Source organism: Streptococcus mitis (assembly GCF_001579035.1).
GTDB lineage: Bacteria > Bacillota > Bacilli > Lactobacillales > Streptococcaceae > Streptococcus > Streptococcus mitis_J.
Genome location: NZ_KQ970285.1, coordinates 58,736 through 60,170, shown reverse-complemented (window position 1 = coordinate 60,170; position 1,435 = coordinate 58,736). Strand labels below are relative to the sequence as shown.

Genomic DNA, 1,435 nt, shown 5'->3' with positions numbered 1-1,435 from the left:
GGAACAGGAATAGTCCACAAAATCCATCTAGACTCCTAAAAACACTACTATTATACCATTAGGGAGTTAAAAACGCGACTGATTTAGAATGATTTTATCAAAAAATATAATAGAATCTATCTTAAATTTAACAAAAATACTTGACAAGATAAAAAAAAGCCCTTATAATTAACGTAATCGATGAATAGATGCGCTTAGCATCACACCAAAAGGGCTTCACATTGTGAGGCCCTTTTGCGTTGTAGAAAGAGGAACTGATGAAACCTTTTGCAGATAAAAATAAACAAATAGATATTTTAAAGTCTAGAGATCTAACTTTTCTAGATGAAAACAAAGCAAAAAGAGTATTAATGCGCTACGGTTATTACGAAGTCGTAAATGGATACAAAATGTTTTTGTTAGAAGAAGATTGCACGAAAGAACGGTATAAATCAGGTGCTACTTTTGAACACTTGACTGCTCTATATGAACTCGATAAAAGTATTCGAAATGGTGTTATTCAAGCTTCACTAGAGATAGAATTATCACTCAGAACCGCCATAGCTTATACACTTGCTGAGGACTTTGGTGTAGAAGAACGTCAGTATTTATATTATAAAAATTTTCGACAAGGAGATACTATTTGGAGCGACAGCCAGCCAACTAATGAACGAGCTATACTTCTTAACAAATTAATTCATCTTGGGAACAGAAATATAGAGCCTTTAAATCATTATAGAACTAACCACGGCCATATTCCGCCTTGGATTTTATTAAAGGAAAGCACCTTCGGAAACCTAAAATATATCTTCAAACTCCTGAAAGGCCCTCAAAAGGATAAAGTTATTTCAATTTGCTACGGTATTGATATTTCAGATGTAACAGACAATTTGAGATCCCTTTTTAAAGATACTCTTTATGTTGTAAATAGTTTCAGAAATAGAGCTGCTCATAGCGGAAGAATATTTAATTTTAAGTCAACTATCTATAAGATACGCTATAACAAAACCTTTCACAATAAAGTAGAGATAACACCTGCTCAGTATCGTATAGGTTTGGGGCAAAGCGACCTCTATACATTATCAAAAATATTAGATTATTTTGACAATAAAAAGGCTAAAATAAATCTAGATGTTTATATCTCATATTCTATAAAAAAACATTGTGAAAATTATAAAGAGGATTTAGAGTTATTAGCAAATGAAATGAACTACCCTTTAGATGAATTAAAACAAGAATTAAAACAAGAATTAACGGAATAACAAAATCTATCAATGTGTTTCAAACCTTTTTTAGAAACACTTGTAAAAATTTCTAAAAAGTGATACTTTATTTTTTATCGTAAAAGAAACCCCGTTTGGGGTTACACTGCTCTACACCTGTATCTCTATATAGGTCAGGGTTACAACAAGAAAATAAGTGTATCAGCTTTTTAGTTGGTACACTTTTTCTATTC

General features: G+C 31.4%; 1 protein-coding gene. It reads left to right on the top strand.

The window, feature by feature from the left end; all coding sequences use genetic code 11:
- Positions 1-257: 257 nt before the first annotated feature.
- Positions 258-1,241, top strand: a complete 984-nt coding sequence (locus SMIDD26_RS00305) for an Abi family protein (protein WP_061438565.1) — start codon at positions 258-260, stop codon at positions 1,239-1,241.
- Positions 1,242-1,435 lie beyond the last annotated feature (194 nt).

Excerpts from the sequence above, each read along its gene's own strand:
- SMIDD26_RS00305 (WP_061438565.1), top strand. The coding sequence starts at position 258 with ATGAAACCTTTTGCAGATAAAAATAAACAAATAGATATTTTAAAGTCT.